General features: G+C 67.3%; 16 protein-coding genes. 4 read left to right on the top strand and 12 right to left on the bottom strand.

The window, feature by feature from the left end; translation table 11 throughout:
* The first annotated feature begins 2 nt into the window (after window positions 1-2).
* Both CXZ05_RS18030 and CXZ05_RS18025 read left to right on the top strand, forming a co-directional pair.
* A complete protein-coding gene (locus CXZ05_RS18030; protein ID WP_102973892.1) occupies window positions 3-1,526 on the top strand; it encodes an APC family permease in 1,524 nt (507 codons plus the stop codon).
* 22 nt (window positions 1,527-1,548) lie between these two features.
* Window positions 1,549-2,769 (top strand): acyl-CoA dehydrogenase family protein, encoded by a 1,221-nt coding sequence (locus CXZ05_RS18025; RefSeq protein WP_102973891.1) that lies wholly within the window; start codon window positions 1,549-1,551, stop codon window positions 2,767-2,769.
* Window positions 2,770-2,961: 192 nt separating this feature from the next.
* Here the strand turns inward: CXZ05_RS18025 and CXZ05_RS18020 are convergent, their stop codons facing one another.
* The 11 genes from CXZ05_RS18020 to CXZ05_RS17970 all read right to left on the bottom strand — a co-directional run bounded on the left by CXZ05_RS18020 (window position 2,962) and on the right by CXZ05_RS17970 (window position 15,939).
* A complete protein-coding gene (locus CXZ05_RS18020; protein WP_102973890.1) occupies window positions 2,962-3,603 on the bottom strand; it encodes a hypothetical protein in 642 nt (213 codons plus the stop codon).
* A gap of 70 nt (window positions 3,604-3,673) precedes the next feature.
* Entirely contained in the window at window positions 3,674-4,426 is a 753-nt protein-coding gene (locus CXZ05_RS18015) for a DUF4386 domain-containing protein (RefSeq protein WP_219726561.1), read from the bottom strand.
* Between the two features lie 35 nt (window positions 4,427-4,461).
* Complete coding sequence (locus CXZ05_RS18010; RefSeq protein ID WP_258006635.1) at window positions 4,462-4,731, bottom strand: hypothetical protein; 270 nt, start codon at window positions 4,729-4,731, stop codon at window positions 4,462-4,464.
* Window positions 4,732-4,911: 180 nt separating this feature from the next.
* Complete coding sequence (locus tag CXZ05_RS18005) at window positions 4,912-7,650, bottom strand: LuxR C-terminal-related transcriptional regulator (protein ID WP_102973888.1); 2,739 nt, start codon at window positions 7,648-7,650, stop codon at window positions 4,912-4,914.
* Between the two features lie 201 nt (window positions 7,651-7,851).
* Entirely contained in the window at window positions 7,852-8,595 is a 744-nt protein-coding gene (locus tag CXZ05_RS18000) for an SDR family oxidoreductase (RefSeq protein WP_102973887.1), read from the bottom strand.
* Window positions 8,592-9,902, bottom strand: a complete 1,311-nt coding sequence (locus tag CXZ05_RS17995; protein ID WP_258006634.1) for a glycosyltransferase 87 family protein — start codon at window positions 9,900-9,902, stop codon at window positions 8,592-8,594. The genes CXZ05_RS18000 and CXZ05_RS17995 overlap by 4 nt, the downstream gene beginning before the upstream one ends.
* Window positions 9,903-10,062: 160 nt before the next feature.
* Window positions 10,063-11,469, bottom strand: coding sequence for an MFS transporter (locus CXZ05_RS17990; protein ID WP_258006633.1), 1,407 nt, complete (start codon window positions 11,467-11,469; stop codon window positions 10,063-10,065).
* The gene (locus CXZ05_RS17985; protein WP_102973886.1) at window positions 11,466-12,014 is read right to left on the bottom strand and encodes a helix-turn-helix domain-containing protein; all 549 of its coding nucleotides are present in this window, start codon (window positions 12,012-12,014) and stop codon (window positions 11,466-11,468) included. Before CXZ05_RS17985 ends, CXZ05_RS17990 begins: the two co-directional genes overlap by 4 nt.
* 49 nt (window positions 12,015-12,063) lie before the next feature.
* Complete coding sequence (locus tag CXZ05_RS17980) at window positions 12,064-13,380, bottom strand: glycosyltransferase 87 family protein (protein WP_102973885.1); 1,317 nt, start codon at window positions 13,378-13,380, stop codon at window positions 12,064-12,066.
* Window positions 13,377-14,540: a cystathionine gamma-synthase gene (locus CXZ05_RS17975; protein WP_102973884.1), complete on the bottom strand. Its 1,164-nt coding sequence runs from the start codon at window positions 14,538-14,540 to the stop codon at window positions 13,377-13,379. Before CXZ05_RS17975 ends, CXZ05_RS17980 begins: the two co-directional genes overlap by 4 nt.
* Before the next feature lie 13 nt (window positions 14,541-14,553).
* Window positions 14,554-15,939: a cystathionine beta-synthase gene (locus CXZ05_RS17970; protein ID WP_102973883.1), complete on the bottom strand. Its 1,386-nt coding sequence runs from the start codon at window positions 15,937-15,939 to the stop codon at window positions 14,554-14,556.
* Between the two features lie 66 nt (window positions 15,940-16,005).
* Here CXZ05_RS17970 and CXZ05_RS17965 point away from each other — a divergent pair, with 66 nt between their 5' ends.
* Window positions 16,006-16,512, top strand: coding sequence for a VOC family protein (locus CXZ05_RS17965; RefSeq protein WP_308411010.1), 507 nt, complete (start codon window positions 16,006-16,008; stop codon window positions 16,510-16,512).
* A gap of 1 nt (window position 16,513) precedes the next feature.
* Here the strand turns inward: CXZ05_RS17965 and CXZ05_RS17960 are convergent, their stop codons facing one another.
* Complete coding sequence (locus CXZ05_RS17960) at window positions 16,514-16,918, bottom strand: VOC family protein (protein ID WP_102973882.1); 405 nt, start codon at window positions 16,916-16,918, stop codon at window positions 16,514-16,516.
* A 153-nt stretch (window positions 16,919-17,071) separates the two neighbouring features.
* Between CXZ05_RS17960 and CXZ05_RS17955 the strand changes: the two genes are divergently transcribed.
* Window positions 17,072-18,052 (top strand): DNA-3-methyladenine glycosylase, encoded by a 981-nt coding sequence (locus tag CXZ05_RS17955; RefSeq protein WP_102973881.1) that lies wholly within the window; start codon window positions 17,072-17,074, stop codon window positions 18,050-18,052.
* Window positions 18,053-18,116: the final 64 nt, after the last annotated feature.

The raw sequence follows: 18,116 nt of genomic DNA, 5'->3' as shown, positions 1-18,116 counted from the left end.
CCATGAGAACCCGAACGACGACGTCGGCCGGCGGCGCCGGGGGCCAGTCCGGCGGTGCCGTTCCCGGCAAGGGACTCCGCGCCGGGATCCTGGACCTTGGCGACTCGGTGATGCTGGGCCTGGCCTCGACCGCACCGGTGTACTCGCTGGCCGCAACTCTGGGCCTGATCGTGGCCGTCAACGGGAACTACACCCCGCTGATCCTGGTCCTGGGCTTCATTCCCGTGCTGTTCATCGCCTACGCCTTCCGTGAGCTCAACAGCGCAATGCCGGACTGCGGCACCACCTTCATCTGGGCCCGCCGCGCTTTCGGCCCCTGGGCAGGGTGGCTGGGCGGCTGGGGCGTGGCCCTGGCCGGCGTCGTGGTCCTGGCCAACCTGGCGCAGGTGGCGGGCCAGTACCTTTGGCTCCTCATCGGTGACGGGTCCCTGGCGGGGAACAACGCGGTGGTGACGGCCACCGGCGTCCTTTTCATCGCCTTCATGACCATGGTCAACTACCGCGGGATCCGGCTGGGGGAACACGTCCAGCGGACCCTGACGTACGTGCAGTACATTTCGCTGGGCATCTTTGCCGTGGCCATCATCCTTCGGATCGCAGGCCTGACCGGCGGGGCGCCCGCGGGCCAGCCGTTCGACGTCGAATGGTTCAACCCGGCCGGAGCGTTCGCCGATCCCGGCGCGGTGGTCCACGGCAGCCTGCTGGCCCTGTTCATCTACTGGGGCTGGGACACCTGCCTGGCGGTGAACGAGGAGACCGAGAACCCGGCCAGCACCCCGGGCCGCGGGGCGGTGATCTCGGCATTCGTGCTGGTGGCCATCTACGTCTCGGTGGCGCTGCTGGTGATGATGTACGCGTCCGTGGGAACTGAGGGAATCGGGCTGGCCAACGCCGAAAACCAGGACGACGTGTTCCTGGCGATGAAGGACGTGGTGCTGGGTCCGTGGGGCTGGCTGATGGTGGTGGCGGTGCTGGCGTCCGTGCTCTCCTCCACGCAGACCACCATCCTGCCCACCGCCCGCGGCACCCTGTCCATGGGCGTGCACCGTGCCCTGCCGCCGAAGTTCGGGGAGGTCCACGAGCGGAACCAGACCCCCGGCTTCTCAACCCGGGTCATGGGGGCCGCGGCCATCGTGTACTACGTGGCCATGAGCTTCCTCAGCGAGAACCTGCTGTCCGATTCCATCAGCTCCATCAGTCTGTTCATCGCGTTCTACTACGCCCTCACCGGTTTTGCCTGCGCCTGGTACTTCCGGGACAGCCTGCGTGCGTCCGCCCGCAACCTGTGGTTCCGCGGAATCCTTCCGCTGCTCGGGGCCCTGCTGCTGACCGCGGCCTTCTTTATCTCTGCGGCGCAGATGTGGGATCCGGCCTACGGGAACACGCAGATCTTCGGTGTGGGCGGAGCCTTTGTCAGCGGCGTGGTGCTGCTGGCCCTGGGCGTGGTGCTGGCCGCGGTCTGCCGGTTCCTGCCGTCAACCCGCGAGTACTTCGTGGGCGGGAAGCGGGTTCCTGCAGGAAAATAGGGCCGGCACGTAGGATGCTGCAATGAGCAATGACGCCCTTGATCCTGCGGAAGCTTCGGCCGAGTACGGGCTCCCGGACCCTTCGGATGTCCTGGCGCTGGACTCCCTGCTGACCCCCGATGAGCTGGCGCTGCGGCAGCGAATCCGGGACTTCACCGACCAGCAGATCCGCCCCGACATCGCGGACTGGTACGAGCAGGGTGTCTTCCCCCTGCACCTGCCCGCGCAACTGGGCGAGCTGGGCGTCCTGGGCATGCACCTGGAGGGCTACGGCTGTCCCGGCCGGTCCGCCGTCGAGTACGGCCTGGCCGCCATGGAACTGGAGGCCGGCGATTCCGGAATCCGTACGTTCGTCTCGGTCCAGGGGTCGCTGGCGATGACGGCCATCCACAAATGGGGATCCGAGGACCAGAAGCAGGAGTGGCTCCCCCGGATGGCCGCCGGCGAGGTGATCGGCTGTTTCGCACTGACCGAGCCGACGGCGGGCTCCGACCCGTCGTCGATGACCACCACAGCGCGGCGGGACGGCGCCGGCGAGGACGCGGGATGGATTTTGGACGGCGCCAAGCGCTGGATCGGGCTCGCCTCCGTTGCCGACGTCCTGGTGGTCTGGGCGAGGACCGACGACGGCGTCCACGGCTTCCTCGTGCCAGCCGGCACGGCGGGTGTCACGGCCACGCCGATCGGGCGGAAACTGTCCATGCGCGCGTCGATCCAATGCGATGTGACGTTCGACGGCGTCCGGCTGGGTCCGGAGGCGCTGCTGCCGGGCGCCCGGGGACTGAGCGGCCCGTTTAGCTGCCTCAACGAAGCACGGTACGGCATCGCCTGGGGTGCCATGGGCGCTGCCCGCGACTCCTATGAGGCGGCGCTGCGGTATTCCATGGAGCGCCTGCAGTTCGGCAAGCCGCTGGCCGGGTACCAGCTGACGCAGGAGAAGCTCGTGAACATGCTCCTCGAGGTGCAGAAGGGCACCATGCTCGCCCTGCACCTGGGACGGCTCAAGGACTCCGGGCGGCTCCGCCCCGAACAGATCTCGCTGGCCAAGCTGAACAACGTCCGCGAGGCCATCAAGGTGGCGCGGGAAGCCCGGACCATCCTGGGCGGCAACGGCATCACGCTTGACTATTCGCCTCTGCGGCACGCCGCCAACCTCGAGTCGGTGCGCACCTACGAAGGAACGGACGAGGTGCATACCCTGATCCTCGGCCAGCACATCACTGGGCTCCCGGCGTTCCGCTGAGCCTTGCCCCCGCCCAAACTGCGGTCCAGAGTAGGGAACATGACAAACCCGTCAGACACGAACCGCGAGAGAAAGCGGGCTGCGGTCGGCACGGCGGTGCGACGCAGGGGTCCGGCGACGGCGGCTACCCGCTGCTGGTGCTCGCCGTGGGGAACGAATTGGATTCCTCTCCTGCGGTGACACCGCATGCGGCTAAGAACCGTTTGGCAACGGCCAGGAAGATACTTCTGCTGGGCGGCTCTTGAGCATCCAGAGGGCGAGCCAGATGACTGAGGCGCCCAGTAGTGCGAGGGCTGCATCGAGTGCGAGCTCCGGGACGAGGTTGCGCAGCGCGATTGGAACGGCAGCGATGGCGTAGGCGATTGTTGGGATCCGGGGTGCGTTGCCGTCCCGCAGCAGCGCCAGGCAATACAGGATCGATCCGACCAGGAAGATTATCGAACCTGCCACAAGGGCTGTTCCGAGCGGCCCACCCCGCAACGCAGCGATCTGGGACGGATCGAGTCGGACAAACACCAGGTTGATCACCCATTCCGCGCCGGTCGCGGCGCTGAGGCCCACGACGTTCAGCGCGAGGGCGGCCGAGGAAAACTTTGATGATCGGCGCAGGGCAACCCGGGCGAGGCCGACAACCAGGATGATCGCGAATGCCTGTGCCAGGGGCGCAGCAAGCTGCGTCGCAGAGCTGACCGGTATCAGTTCGGCACGTTTAGCCGCATTGACGAACAAGACGGCGGCTGCGGCCAGGCCGGTAACTGCTGCGAGGCGGGCCGAAAACAAGGTAGGGGAATGTTCTTCCAGGGATGGGCTGGCGAGCGTGAGCATGGCGTTCATCTTTCGGGAGGGTACAGGGGGTCGGTTTTTTGATGGGCTGGCGGAGTTCAGGATGCCGGTGTTTCGGTGATCAGGCGGGGACGTCTCTAGGGGTGGGTGCTGAGACGGCAGCCGTCATGCCTTTCGTGATGGGACTGGGGCTGAAGCCCTTGGCGACCAGCCAAACGCCCAGCGAAAACTCCCAAAGCGCGATCGGGGCCGTCGCGATCACCGACCATACGGAGAGCGTGCTGTTGATGCCGAAATAAGTTGCAGCCGTGGAAGCGAGGAGCAACGGGGCACCGACGAGTCCCAGCAGCGGAAGAACCCGGGGCACCAGTCGGGACCTGTACAGGAGGGAGCCCAGAAGCAGGGCGTTCATGGCCGGCATGAGGGTTTGTCCGAGGAGGAACGTCCAGCCATACATCGCAGCCAGCGCCTGGCCTGTGGGCAAAGCGTCTGCTCCGGCTCCGGCCTGCCGCAGGGTCACTACGGATAGAAGGCAAACGACGCCGGTGACAATGGCAGCGGCTTCGAGGACTCGGGCGCCGACGAAGCCGAGCGCGACCGCTTCGTTTTGTTTCTTAACGACCGGGTACAGTGAGACCGCGGTCCCGATGCAGGCAAGGGCTACGATCATTTCCAGGGCACCGCCCCAGAGCGTGGCCGTGTCCGGCCCGGGGCCGGTGATGTAGTTGGAGTCCGTTCGCACCGGCCCGTAGAGGGTGAGTGTCGGGATTGAGACGAAGGTGATCAGGTAGAGCACGCCCGCGGCCAGCGCGGTCTTCCGTAGCGAGTCCATCGGCACTCGTTTCGTTGCGGCTTCTGGTTGGATGCTGGTCATGATGTCGTTCCCCTTCGTGGGCTGCTGGTGGAAGACTAACTTTGGGGCTTTGTGGTTGGTCCAGGCTTGCCGGCTTCAACCTGAGCCACAGACAGCAGGGGCAGGCCGATATCGCGCACTTTCTGGAGCAGGCCATACAGGGCGGCCTGGTCTGCCACCTGAGTCCGGAAGACTGTGGTGCCGTCGCTCTCCTTCGTCAGGCTCAGTGCGTCGAACCAGGCAGCCCACCGGGAATCCAGGTGGCCTTCGATCCGGACCTCGTACCATCCGGAGTCGCGGTGCTGTCTGATCGGCCTGTCACGCACGGGCCCTCCTCTCGCTTTATCCGGCCAATGAACCTCGGCCGGCGGCGCGTCCGTTCGTTGTCCTGATCGAACAATAGAAGGAGATCTAAGGACCGCACCTCACCACATGTGGTGATTAGGGTGGTGATTTAGTCATGGGCCTTAGCGGCGTTTCCCGGCTGTCGGCGTCGTCAGCCTGGGCTACCGGTCGCTGTCTCGGGAGAACAGATCGAGTTCCTTGCCCTGACGGACCGCACCCCGACGGTCGTTCACGCCGAGCTTGGCGTAGATGTGTCTGGTGTGAGTGCGCACCGTGTTCAGGGACACCACGAGCGCGCGGGCAATGTCTGGGCCGTCGAGGTCCGTTCCGAGCAGTTGGAGAACGTCCAGTTCACGTTTACTCAGCGGCTCGATCAGTCCCCCACTGACAGGCGCGGTGACTTCGGCGTTGTTCATGAACGTCATGAGGCGGCGCAGGTAACCCGGGGCTATCCGTTGATTCACAGCCGCTCGCAGCAGTGAAACCATCGGGGCGCCCTCGTCGGCGAAAATGCGAACGTAGCCCTCCGGCTCCGACAACGCTACTGCTCGACGCAGGGATGCAAGCGAGGCAGGGATGTCGCCCCGCGTCTGGTCGGCTAGCGCCTGAAGCACGAGAATCTCGATGACGCTTCCCGTTCGCCCGCCATCGTCTGCCGCCCGCAGCAGGCGCCCCAGCAGCCGGATGGCCTCCTGGAGCGAGGGCGCTGAGCCCTCTTTCGCATACCGGGCCAGGAGCACCCTGGCAAGGGTGATGTGCTCGAACTCCCGAAGGTAACTGAGGTCATCGTCCACCGACAGGCCTCGCTCCCGCACCCAGCCGAGTGCTTCACCCAACCGCCCTTGCGCGACCTGGATCCGGGCCCTCAAAGCCGGCACCGGACGTACATTCGGGAAGTAATCGCCTACGTAGAGTCGCTCCGCCTCAGCCAGGAGGTCGAGCGCACCGGCCAAGTCACCCTCCCCCTCAAGGATCCGCGCCATGGCGACCCGCCAGCGATACAGGTTTTGAGGCAGCCCGCCTAGGGGACCCAACTCCTGGCTGTGCGCCAAGAGTCGGATTGCTTCCTGCTGGTCGCCGCGCTCCCGACAGACGCCGCTCATCCCCACATACATGTCCGATTCCCCCCGCACAACCGATCCGCGCCGTCCAGAAGCACCCCTCAAAGCCTGTTCGTAGGTGTCCATGGCATCGGTGAGACGCCCTTGCGCCAGCCGTATGTCCGCCAGGGCGATCGCGCATCCCAAGGTGTCCGCGAGGTGCCCTGCGCGGTGCAGGCCAGCCATGCATTCGTCATAGCCCCGATGGGCTGCCTCGAGCTGCCCACGCCCCCAGTAGGCGAGTCCCAGCAATCCGGAGGCGGCGGCGCGGCCGACATGGTCGTCCTCAGGTGCAAGATCAAGCGCACGCTGGGCGTGGCTCACCGTCCCGGGTCCATCGCCCCGGCCAAGGGCCAGCGCGGCCCGGTATACTTCAATCGTCGCGGGAAGGCGGCGAAATTCCTCGTCGTCGGCTACGACCATTTCCGTTGCCCGGCCTTGAATTTCTTTGCCCACACCCGTCGGCGGATCCAGCCACCGTTCGACGTCCCGCAGCCGGGCTTCGACTCCCTCGACATCGCCACACACCACCAGCGCGCCGACCAGTCCCACACCCAGCACCGGCCTGACACGGACCACATCGTACGGGAGCACCTTCAGCCAGCCGCGCAGCAGGGCCTCCTGCCTGTTCCGCCGAATGTCCGGAACCGCCAGCTCGATAAGGTCCGCCGCCCGTTCGAAATCCTCCCCAGCCAAGGCATGGCGGATGGCATCGAACGCCTCACCGTTCTGTTCGTACCAAATGCTCGCCCGCCGATGCAGACCCGGGAGCTCGTCGCCGCGCTCCTCCACCAGGCGCGCCTGCAGAACATCCGCAAAAAGCTGGTGATAGCGATACCAGTGACGGCGGTCATCCAGGGGAACCAGAAACAGGTTCGCCCGCTCCAACGCCGCCAGCCTGAGCTTGCCGTTGTCCTGTCCTGTGACGGCATCGCACAGAGGGCCGCTGAGCCGATCCAGGATGGAGGTTCGGAACAGGAAATGTTGAACATCCTCTGGCTGGCGCTGCAGGACCTCCTCGGCCAAGTAGTCGACTATGTATCGGTCGTCCCCGGCAAAGCCTGCGATGAATGCGGCAACGTCCTCGCGGCCCTGCATCGAAAGCGCAGCGAGCTGGAGTGCCACGATCCACCCTTCGGTGCGATCTTCCAGCGCTGCTACATCCCGGCCCGTCAGCTCCAAGCCCATGGAGCCGTTAAGGTAGGCCTCCGCCTCGTCTGCGGTAAATCGCAGATCGGCGGCGCGGATCTCGAAGAGCTCGCCCCGAGCCCGTAACCGCGCCAGCGGCAGCACCGGGTCGGCTCGGCTGGCGATGACCAGGTGCACCTGCGGGGGCAGGTGCTCCACCAGGTAAGCGATCCCCTCCTGCACGTCGGGCGCGTCGATCACGTGATAGTCATCGAGAACCAGGACGACATCGTTCGGGACAGCGTGGAGGTCATTGAGAAGAGTGGCAAGGAGCGCTTCGATGGGGGGCTGCGCCGACTGCAGGAGCGAGAGCGCAGCGGCGCCAACGCCGCTGGACGCCCTCTTCAGCGCCGTGACGAAGTAAGCCCAAAACAGCGCTGAATCATTGTCACGCTTCTCGAGCGAGAGCCACGCCGCCGACCATCCGTTAGCGGAAACGATTGCCAGCCACTCAGTCAGCAGCGTCGTCTTACCGAACCCCGCCGGAGCTGACACGAGCGTCAGCGTGGAATCAGCTCCACGGCTTAGGCGCTCGATCAACCTCGCGCGCGTCGCCAGACCGGGTCGCCGCCTGGGGACCTGGAACTTGGTCTCGAGAAGTAGGCCCAACATGACCGCCTCCCCTCACCGACAGTGTACGGCTGCCACGGCTGAGGTCTCCAGAGTCGAGTCCTTTGAACGCCCGGCATCCGGATTGAGCAGACCCGCGACCCCGCCCCATGGCGCGCCGAGCGTTCTGCAGCCCCGCCCCCACCGCCACCGAGACCGACGGCGTCCGTCACCCTCACTTACCTCGAAGGGGATCCGAAAGCGTCAGGCCGAGAACCCGCCGTCGGCCTTAATCAGCTGCCCGGACACCCAGCGGCCCGCTGGGGACAGCAGGAACGCCACGGTTCCCGCCACGTCGGCGGGGGTGCCCAGGCGGCCGCCGGGCTGGCGCCGGGCCAGTTCTTCGCGGATCTGGCCGTCCATCCAGCCGGTGTCCACGGGTCCGGGGTTCAGCACATTGGCGCTGATGCCCAGCGGTCCAAGTTCACGCGCCGCGGCGGTCACGATCCGGTCCAGCGCCCCTTTGGACGCACCGTACGGCAGGTTGAACGCCGTGTGGTCGCTGGTCAGCGCAACGATCGCGCCGCCGTCGTCCGCTGCCTGCTGCGCGAAGGCGCGGACCAGCTGCCAGCTGGCCCGAGTGTTCACGGCGAAGTGCCGCTCGAAGCTTTCGAGGGTGGTGTCCAGGACGCCCGAGTCGACGGATTCGGCGTGGCTGAGGACCATTCCGTGCAGGGTCCCCGCCTGCGCGGCCACGTCTGCCATCAGCCGGTCGACGGCGCCCGGGTCCTGGAAGTTGGCGGGCAGGGCCACCACCGTGGAGCCGATGGCCTCCAGTTCGGCGGTGAGCCGGCCGACGTCGTCCGGCTGGATTCCCCAGGGCATGCGGGCGTCGTAGTCCTGCCAGTAAGTCAGCACCAGGTCCCAGCCGTCGGCGGCCAACCGGCGGGCCACCCCCGCGCCGATTCCGGCGAGGCGCCCGGCGCCGGTGACCAGTGCGGTGCTCATTCCGCCAGCTCCACCACGGCATCGCGCCGAAGGACCACGAGCCAGCACACCATGATGGCCAGCGCGCAGAAAACTCCGGCGCTGGATGCCATGATCCACAGCACCGGCGTCTGAAGGTTGAGGTTTTCGGCGCCGAGGGCCGTGCCGATGGTCTTCGGCGAGAACAGGAATACAAAGGTGGACACGCCCAGGACGGCGCCCATCACCCGGCGCTGCAGCCGGTACCGCTGAGCCGTTTCGCGCAGCGTCCAGGCGAACGCCGGAAGCACCGCGGCCATCCAGACCCAGTGGTGCGACCACGAGACCGGGCTGATCAGGAGCATGGTGAGCGCCGTGGCGGAAATAGCCACCACCCTCGCGCCCTGGCTGCTGGCCACCCTGATGAGGGCGGCGCCCAGACCCACAACGAGCAGGCTCAGGACCAGCCAGGGCACGTTCACTGCGTCCGCCGGAACTCCGAAATGGAGCAGCGCACCCTTGAGGGAAAGGTTGTCCACGTAGCCGGCGCCCCCGATCCGGGACGTGTCGGGAAGAATCTCCAGCCAGAAGCTGAGGGATTCGGCCGGGCGGAGCAGCCAGCCCAGCAGCACGGTGAACGCGAAGCCGGCGCACATGTTCAGGAGTCCGCGCCAGTCCTTGCGCACCACAAAATACAGGCCGAAGACCAGGGGTGTCAGCTTGATCCCGGCGGCAACACCCACCAGGAAACCGCTGCCGGGCAGACCATTCCGCCAGCGGGGGCTGCGGGCCAGCAGGTCCGCCGTCATCAGCCCCAGCAGGAGAATGTTGATCTGGCCGAAGGCCAGGGTTTCGCGCCACGGCCCAAGATTCAGGACGGCCAGAAAAAGCACGACGGCGCCGAGCCGGTTGAGCGCCGACCGGAAGGTCAGCGAAGCGAAGGTGCTGCGCCAGCTGGGCTTGCTGTTCCAGTAGCGGACGCCGAGCGCCGCCACCCAGACGGCCACAGCAACGCCGGCAGCGTTGAACAGCAGCAGCGCGGTGGCCTGCGGCAGTTTCGCGAGCAGGCTGAAGAGCAGCGCCGCGAACGGCGGGTAGGTGAAGGGCAGTTCGGGCCCGCCGGCCCAGTTCACCGTGGGCTGGTAGAGGCCCGACGGCGCCAGGCCGGCGTCGTTGAGGATCTTGCCGCCGTACCAATAGACGCTGAAGTCCAGGCCTTTCTCACCCCAGGCGTCCAGCCGGGACGCGACGAAGACGGCGGCGGAGAGCACGGCCAGAAGGACCACCAGTTCGACGGCGGCCAGTGCGGGGCGGCGCCTGCGCAGCTGCAGTTCGGTGGTCTGATCCAACCCCTGGCCGGCCCCTCCTGCGGCGCTGCCTGGCCTGTCTTTCTTTGTTCGGGCAGTAAGCAGTGCCATTCAGTGTCCCCCAGTAATAGTCCGGCAGTGTGAGCCTCCGGGACGCGTAGCGCGTTCTGCCGCAAGAGCCGGCGCCGCACGGGCGCCCCGCCTAGTCTACTGAAGCCGTGGCCACCGCTGCGGGCTTCCGTCGCCCGGCGTCTTTGCGGATGGTGGCGCTGATCACGGCGGCGATGCTGCACATCGCGGCGGCACCGAACCATGCGTAGGTGTAGTGGCCGGTGGCGTCCCGGATGGCTCCGGCCGCCAAGGCTGCCGCGGCGGCGCCAAGTTGGTGCGCGGCAAACACCCAGCCGAACACCACGCTGCCGTCGGCGCCGAACACCTGGCGGCAGATCGCGGCAGTCGGCGGAACCGTGGCCACCCAGTCCAGGCCGTAGATCACCACGAACACGATCATGCTGGGCTGGACCGAGGAGCCCAGCAGCAGCGGAAGCACCAGGAGCCCGATTCCCCGGAACTGGTAGTACACGGCCAGCAGGATCCGGGGGTTGAACCGGTCGGTCAGCCAGCCGGAGGCGATGGTGCCCAGGATGTCGAAGATCCCGACGACGGCGAGCAGGCCGGCCGCGGTCGTTTCCGGCATGCCGTGGTCATGGGCGGAGGGGATGAAATGCGTGCCGATCAGCCCGTTTGTCGTGGCGCCGCAGATGGCGAACCCGGCGGCGAGCGCCCAGAACGTGCGGTTCCTGCTGGCGCTCCGCAGCACCAGCAGTGCCCGGACGGCTGCGTTGCGGCGTGGCTCTGCCGCCTCGGGGGCGGCGGGCGCACCTGAAGGGGCGCCGGACGGTTCCTCTGCCCCGTAAGGCAACGCCCCAACGTCGGCCGGTGAATTTTTCAGGAACTTCAGCACCAGCGGAACCACGGCCAGGGCACCGGCGGCGATGAGCAGCGAGGCCTGGCGCCAGCCCGGGTCCTGGGCGAGCATCGCGATAAACGGCAGGAACACCAGCTGCCCGGCGGCGCTGCCGGCAGTCAGGATGCCGATCACCAGTCCCCGGCTTTTGCTGAACCAGGTGTTGGCGATGGTCGCCGCGAACACCAGCGCCATGGAACCGGTGCCCAGGCCGATCAGCAGGCCCCAGGTGAGGAGGATCTGCCAGGACTGGCTGACCAGCACGGTCAGGGCGCTGCCGGCGCCGATCAGTGCGAGGGCGACGGCGGTGACGGCCCGGATGCCGAACCGTTCCATGAGGGCCGCGGCGAAGGGGGCCGTGAGCCCGAACAGCACCAGGTTGATGCTGACCGCGGCCGACAGCACGGTGGTGGACCAGCCGAACTCCTGCTGCAGCGGCACCATAAGCACACCGGGCGCGGCACGGAAGCCGGCGGCCCCGACCAGCGCCAGGAACGCCACCGCGGCAACGGCCCATGCCGGATGCAGCCGGCGCCGCTTCTTCGGCCCCTCCTCTGGAGTTTTTGTCCAGATATCGTCCTCTAATGGCCCTTCAGGGCGCGATATCTGGACAAAAACTCCGGGGTCCTCGGGGGTGGTCATGCGGCTGTTCCTTCTTTTCCGCCGCCTTGTACGCGGTTGGTGGGTGTGTTGGGTTGCTGGGGTGCCGTCGCCAGCGGGAGCGGCTCTTCACTTCGGGTCAGGCTGTGCCAGCCGGTGTTCTCCGCGGTGAGCCGTTCCCCGCACGCGGTGCAGGTGTCCGCTGACCCCGTGCGCTGCCCGCAGGTTGCGTGGACCACGTACATGTGGGCCTGCTCCGACGGCGCCTGCAGGTGCTTTTCGGACCAGATCACGACGGCGTTGAGCACCGGCAGGGCGTCCTCGCCTTTGGCGGTCAGGACGTACTCCTGGCGGGTGCGGCCACCGTCGTCGTAGGGCTGTTTTGCCAGCAGGCCGGACTCCACGAGGGAGGCGAGACGCCGGGTGAGGACCGAGTCAGCCACCTGGAGGCGCGTCTTCATCGCGTCGAAGCGGCCGTTGCCGAAGAAGACCTCGCGGAGGACCAGCATGCCCCAGGGGTCGCCGAAAATGTCCAGCCCGCGGGCCATGCTGCAGTTGCGCCGGGACCAGTCGGAACGGAGAGCCATGCTGCGACCCTAGCTGACTTTCTTGAAGAAAGCTAGATGGCGGTTCGGGTTACCGGCCCATGCCTGCCCGTGAGGGCCGGTACGCGGCGGCCCAGTAGACCAGGAGCGCCACGCCGCACAGCACGCCCAGGCTCGAAACCATGAGCGGCCACTGCGCCCGCGGGTTCACGCCCCACACCTCGGCCCCGGCCGCCATCGCAAGGTCCTTGGGCGCAAGGTAGAAGGCCACGGCCGACGCCGCCACCACCATCCAGCCGGCCAGCCGCATCAGACCGGTCCTGGAGGGAACACGGTGCATGGCGAAGGCCATGGACGGCAGTGCCACCGCGATCCACACCCAGTGGTGGGACCACGAGACGGGGCTGACCAGGAGCATGAGCACGGCGGTCGCGGACACCGCCACGAAGTTTTCCTCCACGGCCACCGCCCACCTGATCACCAGGGCGGTGAGTCCGGCCAGGGCCAGGGCGAGCACCAGCCAGAGCAGGCTGGTGAACCCCGAGTCCGGCAGCCCGGCGTGGAGCAGCAACCCCTTCAGCGACAGGTTGTCCACGTACCCCGGGTCACCGATGCGCCCGGTGTTGGGCAGGATCTCGGTCCAGAACGTCACCGAGGCGTGGGGCAGTGCGGCCCAGGCCACGGCGATGGAGCCGAGGAAGCCGGCCGCCATCCAACCCAGGGCCTTGAAATCGCGGCGCACCAGGAAATACAGGCCAAACGCCAGCGGCGTCAGCTTGATGCCGGCAGCGACGCCGATCAGGAGGCCCGCAGGCCAGCGGATCTCACCCGCCCGCGATTTCCCGTGCAGCGCGAAGTCGGTCAGGATCAGGCCCATCAGGATGATGTTGATCTGCCCGAACACGAAGGTGTCACGCCACGGCCCCAGCAGCACTATGGCCCCGGTTCCGGCCAGGGCCACAGTCCGGAACCGCCAGTCCACAAAGGCGTCCCGCCAGCGGATCAGGCCGAAGTAATGCCGGGAGAGCCAGGCGGAAACCACCGCGGCCCCGCCCAGGGCGGCCCAGATGAAGAGCTGCCCGCTTTGGCCGAGACCCATGGTGGCCAGGCCGGCGAACAGCAGTGCGGCGAACGGCGGATACGTGAACGGCAGGCCGTCCCGGGGCGCGTACAGCTCGCTGATGCCGGCCTCGCCGGTCTGGAGGACCTTGGTGCCGCCGTAGTAGTAAACCTCGAAGTCGTTCATGGCCGGGGCGTACCCGGCGTAAAGCCACAGCAAAGCGAGGACGACGGCGGCTGCACCGCCCGCCGTCGCCAGCCAGCCGAGGACAACCCGACGCGCCTTACCGTGGCTGTCGGTCGCCTGCCGGGTCCCGGCCCCTTCCTTCGTCTGCGGGGAGGACGTCACTGGATGTGCGTGAAGGCTTGCTCAAGGTCGGCGATGAGGTCCTCGACGTCCTCGATGCCGCAGGAGAGCCTGATGAGGTTCACGGGGACAGCCAGCTCGGTGCCCTTGACGGAGGCGTGGGTCATCTCGGACGGGTAGTTCATCAGCGACTCGATGCCCCCGAGCGATTCCGCCAGGGTGAAGACCGACGTCGATTCGGCCACCTTCCGGGCAGCGGCCTCACCGCCCTTGAACTGCACGGAGATCATGCCGCCGAACTTCTTCATCTGCTTCTTGGCCAGCTCGTGGCCGGGGTGCGAGGGCAGGCCCGGGTAGAGGACGGCTTCCACCTCGGGCCGTTCCAGGAGCCATTCGGCCACGGCCTGGGCGTTGTCGCTGTGCCGGTCCATGCGCACGCCCAGGGTCTTGAGTCCGCGCGTGGTGAGGAACGCGTCCATCGGGCCGGACACGGCACCCACGGCGAACTGCACAAAGCCAATCTTCTCGGCCAGTTCAGCGTCCTTGACCACGATCGCGCCGCCCACCACATCAGAGTGGCCGCCGATGTACTTGGTGGTGGAATGAACCACGACGTCGGCACCCAGGTCCAGCGGGGTCTGCAGGTAGGGCGACGCGAAGGTGTTGTCGACGATCAGGAGGGCCCCGGCGTCGTGCGCCACCTGGGCGAGCGCCTCAATGTCGGTGATCTTCATCATCGGGTTGGACGGCGTCTCCACCCAGACGAAGCGGGTTTTGTTGGCGGCAGCCGCGGCCTGAACGGCGTCGAGATCCGACATGTCCACCGGGGTGTTGCCGATCCCCCACTCCCCCAGCACGCGGCTGATCAGCCGGTAGGTGCCGCCGTAGGCGTCGTTGCCGAGCACGATGTGGTCGCCGGGCCGCATCAGGGCGCGGATGAGGGAATCCTCGGCGGCGAGTCCCGAGCTGAAGGAGTAGGCGTGCGTGCCGCGCTCCAGTGCCGCGAGCTGTTCCTGCAGGGCGTCTCGGGTGGGATTGCCGCCGCGGCCGTATTCGTAGCCGTCCCGCAGATTTCCGATGCCGTCCTGGGCATATGTCGAACTGAAGTGCAGGGGCGGGACGACGGCGCCGGTGCGCGGCTCGAAGGCCTGGCCGGCGTGCACGGCGCGGGTGTTGAATCCTTGGTTCTCAGAGACAGACATGGGGCTCCTTCGATCAGTTGCTGAGGTAGGCGAGGAGGTCGTGGCGGGTCAGGATGCCTATGGGCGCGCCGACGAATGTCACCATCACGGTGTCGACGTCGGAGAGCAGCTCGCGGGCGGCGGAGATGGTTTCGAGCGAGCCGATCACCGGCAGCTTCTCCCCCATGTGCTCGGCGATCTTGTCCGTCAGCTTGGCCTCGCCGCGGAACAGCTTGGCGGTCAGGGTCCGTTCATCCACGGCCCCGAGGACTTCGCCCATCACCACGGGCGGCTCCGCGGAGAGGACCGGGATGTGGCTGACGCCGAACTCGTTCATGATGTTGATGACGTCGCGGACTGTTTCGTTGGGGTGGATGTGCACCAGGTCCGGAAGTTCGCCCGTCTTGGATTTGATGACCTCGCCCACGGAGGCCTCCTCGCCGCCGGAGAGGAAGCCGTAGGAGCGCATCCACTGGTCGTTGAAGATCTTGGCGAGGTAGCCGCGGCCGGAGTCGGGCAGGATCACCACCACCACCGCGTCCTCGGGGAGGTCCCGGGCGGTGCGCAGGGCGGCCACCACGGCCATGCCGGAGGAACCGCCCACCAGCAGGCCCTCCTCGCGCGCCAGCCGCCGGGTCATCTCGAAGGAGTCGGCGTCGCTGACCGCGAGGACCTCGTCCGGGACCGACTTGTCGTAGTTGCCGGGCCACATGTCCTCGCCGACGCCCTCGACGAAGTAGGGGCGACCGGTGCCGCCTGAGTAGACAGAGCCTTCGGGATCGGCCCCGATGATCCTGACCCGGCCGCCGTCGGATTCCGGACGGTCTGCCGACACCTCCTTCAGGTATCGGCCGGTGCCGGTGATGGTGCCGCCGGTGCCGGCGCCGATGACGCAGTGGGTCACCTTGCCGTCGGTGTCCCGCCAGATCTCGGGGCCGGTGGTCTCGTAATGGCTCAGCGGCGCCGCGGGGTTGGAGAACTGGTCCGGCTTGTACGCGCCGGGGATTTCCGTGACCAGGCGGTCGGACACGCCGTAGTAGCTCTGCGGGCTGTCAGGCTCGACGGCGGTGGGCGTCACCACCACTTCTGCGCCGTAGGCTGCCAGGACCGCGCGCTTGTCCTCGCCCACCTTGTCCGGGACCACGAAGATGCACTTGTAGCCTTTTTGCTGCGCCACCAGAGCCAGTCCGACGCCGGTGTTCCCGGAGGTGGGCTCGATGATGGTGCCGCCTGGCTTGAGCTTGCCGTCGCGCTCGGCTTCCTCGACCATCTTCGCCGCGATGCGGTCCTTGATGGAGCCGCCGGGGTTCACGTATTCCAGCTTCACGAGGACGGTGGCCTTGACGCCCTCGGTGACGTGGTTCAGCTTGATGAGCGGGGTGTTGCCGATAAGGTCCAGGACAGACTGGGCGTACTTCATGGGTACCAACTTACCGTCTTGGGCTGCAGGACCGGCGCGGGTCCACGCTATGCCTAGCCAACGACCGTGCCGGCAGGGCAAGCTGGCTACGGCACCCGCGGCCGGGTGCCGTTCATCAGTACCGTTGAAAGGAACCGTGCCGTGGACTGGACCCTCGAAGTGGTTGTGCTGCCCGTGAGCGACATCGGCCGGGCCGTGGAGTTCTACCGGGACAGGGTCGGCTTCAACCTGGACCACGACACGCAGAACGAGCACATGCACGTGGTCCAGCTGACGCCTCCCGGTTCGGGGTGTTCGATCGTGATCGGCGACCTGCCGTCGCAGAACGAGATGGCGCCGGGCTCCATGCGGGGCCTGCAGCTGGTGGTGGCGGATGCCCGGGCGGCCCGCGACGAGCTGCTCAGCCGCGGCGTGGAGGCCAGCGAGATCACGGTTTTCGATGAGCGCGACGGCGGAACGTTCTTCGGCTTTAGCGACCCGGACGGGAACACCTGGGCGGTGCAGGAGCTCAGGATCCGCGCCCAGCAGCCGCTGATCCCGGTGGAGGCCCGCGGCCGCTTCGGCGAGGAGTAGGTCAGCCGGAAGCACCGCCGGCATCAGCGGGGAGGTTTTCCCAGAGCCCCAGGATGTTGCCTTCGGTGTCCTTGAAGTAGGCGTAGTGGCCCATGCCCGGGATGGTTTCCTTGGGCTTCACCACCGACCCGCCCAGCTGCTCAACCGTGCGCAGCGTCGCGTCAATGTCCTCTACGTCCACCGTGATGACGGGCGTGGTCAGCTCACCCTCCCGGGCCATCATGCCGCCGTTGATGGCGCCCGGCTCGGTGGGCCTGCCCGTCTTTTCGTCCATCGGGGTGGTGATCACCACGTTGTAGTCCATCTCCGGCATGGGGTCGATCCGCCAGCCGAGGGCCTGATTGTAGAAGTTTCTCGCCCGGTCCTGGTCGTCCGCGGGGATTTCAAAATGCACCACGCCACCCATTGCCATCTCCTGCAACTTGAAGGAAGGGACACGGCGGACCCGCGCCACAGTGGGGATTGTAGTCCTGGCACCGCCCCTGGTTAAGGGCCCCGGGAAAACCCGCCCCGCGGCCCCGGCGGCAAGTTTGTCGGTCCCGCGTGGGACGATGATTGCATGACCATTGCTGACGTTCCCGCCCGGCTGGCAGCCGCGGCGGATGCGTCCTTCAGGTGGCATCCGGGCGGCCCGTATGACTTGCACCGCACCCTGGGCATCCTGATGCGCGGCAACGGTGATCCCTCCTTCTCCTCGCGGCCGGACGGGCTGTGGATGGCGTTCACGACGCCGGATGGCCCGGTGACGCTGCGTCTCACCGTTGCTGGCGCCGGCCTGGAGCCTTACGTCGATGCCCAGGCTTGGGGTCCCGGTTCCGGCGCTGCCCTCGCCGGCGTTCCCCGGCTCCTCGGCGGCGGTGACGACTGGTCGGCGTTTGACGAGCCTTCATTCACCGCGACGCTCCCCCACATGGTGCGAGATGCCCGACGCCGGAACCCCGACGTCCGTCTGCCGTCTACCGGGCGGATGGTCGACTCGCTCGTGCCCACCATTCTGGAGCAGAAGGTCACGGTCATCGAGGCGCGGCGGGGTTTCCGCTACCTGATGTACCGGCACGGAACCGCCGCGCCCGGCAGCGGCACGGTTGCGCCTCCCGGACTGCTGGTCAGGCCCACCGCCGAGGGGTGGCTCCGCATTCCGTCCTGGGAGTGGCACAAGGCGGGAGTAGGCCCGCAGCGCTCGGCGACTGTCATGCGCGCCCTGCGCTCCGCCGTCGCGCTTGAACGTCTGGCGTCCCGTCCGGCGGCGGAGGCAGCAGCCAAGATGCAGACTATCCCGGGTATCGGCGAATGGACGGCCGCCGAGGTGGTGCAGCGGACGCACGGCTGCCCCGACTCCATCGCGGTGGGTGATTACCACCTGGCCGCGTATGTCGGCGCGGCGCTGACCGGACGGCGGACTGACGACGCCGGCATGCTGGCCCTGCTGGAACCGTGGACAGGGCACCGGCAGCGGGTGGTCCGCATGCTCGGACTCAGCGGCTTCCGGAAACCCACGTTCGGGCCGCGCATGACCATCCAGGACCACCGAGGCCACTGAACCCCCTAACTGCAACGCGGGGTCACTTCGCGCCCAATGAACTGCCTCCACCGGGCGATATCTG

The organism is Arthrobacter sp. AFG20 (genome assembly GCF_002892795.1).
Classification (GTDB): Bacteria; Actinomycetota; Actinomycetes; order Actinomycetales; family Micrococcaceae; genus Arthrobacter.
The sequence above is the reverse complement of the archived record's forward strand: the minus strand, read 5'-3'. Positions and strand labels throughout refer to the sequence as shown.